The following is a 4929-nucleotide window of genomic DNA, read 5'->3' on the forward strand; positions in this document are numbered from 1 at the left end:
ACATACAAAGGTTCCAAAACAAAGAAACGTGCTGAAGCCCTCTATGAACCAGAGTATAGAGAAAAACTTTTAAAACTTTAAATGCGAACGCCGTGATAAAATTACTATCTTTGCGCATTATTACCTAATATAATAACCAATGTCATTATCGTATTTACAACCTGTCGAAGCATCTTTTACCTTAGATGATTACAAGCCTCAGCAAGTGGGCTTTCAGATACAAAAACACTTGTATTCCATAGGGTTACCCGACCTTAGCGATGTCAAAATCGCCTTCTTTTGTATTGAGAAAAACCGCCAATCATTTAGCAATTTTCGCCGCCATCTTTACTCTCTTTTCGTAGGCAATTGGTACTTCAGTATTGCCGATTTAGGCAATCTTCCTGCAGGCGAAACGGACGAAGATACGCATTTTGCTATCCGCGAAATTGTGGCCGAATTGGTCAAAAAAGGCGTCCTTCCTTTAGTTATAGGGGGTGAACAGCAGTTTACCTATTCGCTTTATCGTGCTTTTGATAGCCTCGAGCAAATGGTAAATCTTGTAAGCGTCGATGCCAAGTTCGATTTTGGAAATGAAGAAGAGCTTTTTATCGAAAGTTCTTATATGAGCCGCCTAATTTCTGAGCCGCCTGTCAATCTCCTCGACTTTACTAATTTGGGCTATCAGTCTTATTATGTAGCCCAAGAAGAACTCGATTTGCTCGAGAAAATGTGCTTCGAAGCCTATCGTTTAGGCAATGTAGTCAATGACCTGAAGTGTATAGAGCCTGCTATGCGCGATGCCGATATAGTAAGTATTGATATGACCAGTGTACAGGCTAAAGATATGAATGCACCGGGTAATGTAAATGGTTTTTCTAACCGCGAAATCTGTGCCATTACGCGCTATGCCGGTATCAGTAGCAATGTGCAAGTAACAGGCATTTTCAATGTGCCTAATACCGATTTAGCTAACCAACTGATGGCTGAAATGGTTTGGTATTTTTATGAAGGCTTCAATTTCCGTATCAAAGAGTTACCAGTGATTAATGACGAAAATTATACTAAATATATAGTGCCTATTGAAGATGTACAGATAGAGTTCTTCAAAAGCACACAGACCGAACGTTGGTGGATGAAACCTGGTAGCGATAAGTACTCAGGGCCTCAAAACCACGTCCCATCAGGACTTATTCCTTGCTTACCTCAAGACTACGAAGAAGCCATCCGAGGTACTATCCCCGAACGTTGGTGGCGCTCCTACCGAAAATCTATCTAATTTGCCAATTTGCCAATTTGTCAATGAGCCAATTATCAAATCGTCAAATCGTCAAATCGTCAAATTGACAAATCGGCAAATTGTCTAATCGCCTAATTGTCCAATCGTTCAGTTAGCTCAAACCATCGTTCAGTCTTTTCCTCTAAGGCTACAAGGGTCTCTTGTAGAGCAACTGATTGACTTTGTATCTCATCATTAGTAAGATTTCCCTCAGCAAAGGCAGCTTCTATAGCTGTCTTTTTTTCTTCTAATTGGGCTATTTCCTTCTCTAACCGGTTGTATTCCTTTTGTTCGTTGAATGACAGTCCTTTGTTAGCATCTTTGCGCCAAGTATTTTTGGTAGCCTCTTTTTTAGGAGCGTCATCTGCTGGCGGAGTGCTCTCTTCATACACGCGATAATCGGTATAGTTACCAGGGAAATCCTCTACTTCACCTTGCCCTCTGAATACAAAAAGGTGGTCTACTATCTTATCCATAAAATAGCGGTCGTGCGATACTACCACCAAGCACCCTGGGTAGTCCAATAAGAAATCTTCTAACACGTTTAGCGTTACAATATCAAGGTCATTAGTAGGCTCATCTAATATCAGAAAGTTCGGATTTTGTATCAGTACTGTACAGAGGTACAAGCGTTTAAGCTCCCCACCACTGAGTTTTTCTACATAGTCGTATTGCTTTTTGCGGTCGAAGAGAAAACGCTCCAACAGTTGCCCTGCCGATAGGGTACGACCTTTCAGTAGCGGTATGTAATCGCCGTATTTTTGTATTACTTCTATTACTTTTTGCCCTTGCAATACCTCTATACCTTCCTGCGTATAATAGCCGAATTTGATAGTGTCTCCTACTATTATCTTGCCGCTATCAGAGGTTAGAGCCCCTGTCAGTAGGTTCAAAAAAGTAGACTTACCGGTTCCGTTTTTACCGATGATACCCACCCGTTCCCCTCTTAGGAAGTTGTAACTGAATTTATCGAGTATCGTTAGCTTATCAAACGACTTGCATACGTTGTGAAACTCTACCGTTTTGCTACCCAATCGCTCCATATTGATTTCCAGCTGCACAGTGTGTTCCTTGCGTCTTTTGTGGGCTTGTTCTTTTATCTTGTAAAAATCGTCAATCCTCGATTTCGATTTGGTTGTGCGTGCTTTAGGTTGGCGGCGCATCCAGTCTAATTCTTTCACGTATAGGTTCTTAGCCTTTTCTACCGAAGCCTGTTCTTGTGCCAATCGCTGTTCTTTCTTTTCTAAGAAGTAAGAATAATTACCTTTATAGCTGAACAATTCGCCTCCGTCAAGTTCTAATATTTCGTTGCATACACGCTCCAAGAAATAGCGGTCGTGAGTAACGATAAAGAGCGTCAAATTTTCTTTGGCAAAATACTGTTCCAGCCACTCTATCATCTCAAGGTCTAAGTGGTTGGTAGGCTCATCTAAAATAAGCAAGTCAGGCTTGCTAATAAGCACATTAGCTAAAGCAAGACGCTTTTTCTGCCCACCTGATAAGTTCTTCACTTTTAGACTAAGGTTGTCCAATTTCAGCCTAAAAAGAATTTGTTTATATTGCGTCTCAAAGTCCCAAGCGTTGTGTAACTCCATTTGCTCAAAAGCCTTTTGGTATGCTACTTCGTTTTCAGGGTGCTCCAAAGCGTGTTCGTATGCTTGAATAAGACGCAAAATAGGATTATCAGCAGCAAAAATAGTCTCTTCTACGGTTAGTTCTTCATCAAAATACGGATTTTGCGACAAAAAACCGATATGTATTCCTTTTCTAAACGCCACCTGACCGCTATCGGGTAAGTCTTTACCTGCCATAATATTCAGAAGAGTCGTCTTTCCTGTGCCATTTTTAGCAATAAAGGCAATCTTTTGGTCTTTATTGATGCCAAAAGAAATATTTTCGAGTATAACTCGTTCCCCAAAAGCCTTAGATATATTTTCTACTGATAATAAATTCATTATATTATTTTTATCTTAAATTATGTTGAAACAACAGACTGTCTACAAAGTTTTTCGTGTATGCTTGCCTGTCACATTTCCCCCTTTTGAAGGGGGCTAGGGGGATGTTAATAATCAACAAGCAGGCCGCAAAAATAAGCAAAAAAACGCTAAGAGCAATTTTTTTATTATCTTTGCCCACATACAAAAGACAAGAAACCTATGAAAATCTATATCAACGGAGCCTCCTGCCTAAGTGCCCAACCTACTTTTCCTACTCCTTCATTCGACGATTTTTTGCCAGCCCAGCCCGATGAGGTGCTTTATGCGCAAGAACCTTCTTATAAGGATTATATAGCCCCCAATGCTAGCAGACGAATGGCTAAAGGGGTGAAAATGAGCATTGCTACTGCTACTGAAGCTCTCCGCGAAGCCCATATTACCACGCCCGAAGCTATAATAGTAGGTACGGGTATGGGCTGTGTTCAAGACTCCGAAAAGTTCCTCAAAGCGATGCTCGATAACCACGAGCAACATCTTACCCCTACAGCTTTTATACAATCTACCCACAATACCGTAGCCGGACAACTCGCTTTGCATTGGCAGTGCCACAGCTATAATACAACTTATGTTAACGGAGCTATCTCGTTTGAGTCTGCCCTGTTAGATGCCATAATGCAGTTAGAACAACAGCTGATAACCAATGCCTTAGTAGGAGGGGTCGACGAACACGCTCCCTTTTTTCTACAAACGCAACAATTGGTAAAAAGCAACCTGATGGGCGAGGGGGCAGCTTTCTTTGCTCTTTCCGCTATTCCTGCGGAATATACTTATGCCGAGCTCGTAGATATTAGTCTTCGCAATGAAGTTACACCTGACGAACTCTCCTCTTGGGTAACTGACTTTTTGCAGCGTCACACTCTTAGCATAAACGATATAGATATTATTTTCACTGGCGACCCTACTCCGCTACCTTGGCAATGTCCTATATTGTCTTATAAAAATCTTTGTGGCGAATATTTTACAGCCTCAGCTTTTGGCTTGTGGTATGCCTATCACTATCTAAAAGGAGGTAAAGCCTGCCGCATACTACTTATTAATTCTTATAACAATAAAGATTTCAGTTTGGTATTAATAGAAAAATTTTCTGTATAGACTTACCCTATACGTTGGATATAGGAATGATATAGGAAGAGCGAAGGAAAGTCGGCGAGCTGGCGCAGCCGAGTATGTGACGAATAATTAGCGAAAAATAAGTATCCAATAATGGTTAAAGAAATAGAAAAATATACTTTTTTTACTCATTTCCTGCTAATCAATGTAAGAAAAATTGATTATTTAAAAAAAAGGTGTAACTTTGCATCGTTTTTATAGTATGTATAATTATAGTAACTAACTAAGAATCAATTGTAAAGAATACAAAACTACAGTTTCATTATGACTAAAAAAGCCTTATTTTCACTACTTACAACCTTATTTTGTACAGTAGTTTTAGCACAACAAGAGTCGCAGTACACACAGTATATGTATAACACTATGCTGTTCAATCCTGGTTACACTGGCTCACGCGAAGTAGGAAGTTTCTTTGGTATGTTTCGTACCCAATGGGTAGGCATTAAAGGGGCACCTACTAATGGTAGCATTAGCTATCACCAACCAATGGAAAGCCTTCGTAATGTAGGTTTAGGGGGGAGTATTTTTCGCGAGAGTATAGGGCCTCAAAACCAAACAGCTTTA

The 4929-nt window shown here is 40.3% G+C and carries 4 protein-coding genes; 3 read left to right on the forward strand and 1 reads right to left on the reverse strand.

Going from position 1 to position 4929, the window contains the following annotated elements; translation table 11 throughout:
* Positions 1-139: 139 nt before the first annotated feature.
* Positions 140-1258 carry a formimidoylglutamase gene (locus C8P65_RS11910; protein WP_107782980.1) on the forward strand — a complete coding sequence of 373 codons (1119 nt, stop codon included), beginning with the start codon at positions 140-142 and terminating at the stop codon, positions 1256-1258.
* Positions 1259-1350: 92 nt separating this feature from the next.
* On the opposite strand, the gene C8P65_RS11915 is transcribed toward C8P65_RS11910, so the two are convergent.
* A complete protein-coding gene (locus C8P65_RS11915; RefSeq protein WP_107782981.1) occupies positions 1351-3213 on the reverse strand; it encodes an ABC-F family ATP-binding cassette domain-containing protein in 1863 nt (620 codons plus the stop codon).
* Positions 3214-3414: 201 nt separating this feature from the next.
* On the opposite strand from C8P65_RS11915, the gene C8P65_RS11920 reads away from it, so the two are divergent.
* Positions 3415-4347 (forward strand): beta-ketoacyl synthase chain length factor, encoded by a 933-nt coding sequence (locus C8P65_RS11920; protein ID WP_107782982.1) that lies wholly within the window; start codon positions 3415-3417, stop codon positions 4345-4347.
* A 282-nt stretch (positions 4348-4629) separates the two neighbouring features.
* Positions 4630-4929, forward strand: a 300-nt coding sequence (locus C8P65_RS11925; RefSeq protein ID WP_146162935.1) for a PorP/SprF family type IX secretion system membrane protein, incomplete at its 3' end; no start/stop codon positions are given.

This window comes from Capnocytophaga leadbetteri, assembly GCF_003054025.1.
Taxonomy (GTDB): domain Bacteria; phylum Bacteroidota; class Bacteroidia; order Flavobacteriales; family Flavobacteriaceae; genus Capnocytophaga; species Capnocytophaga leadbetteri.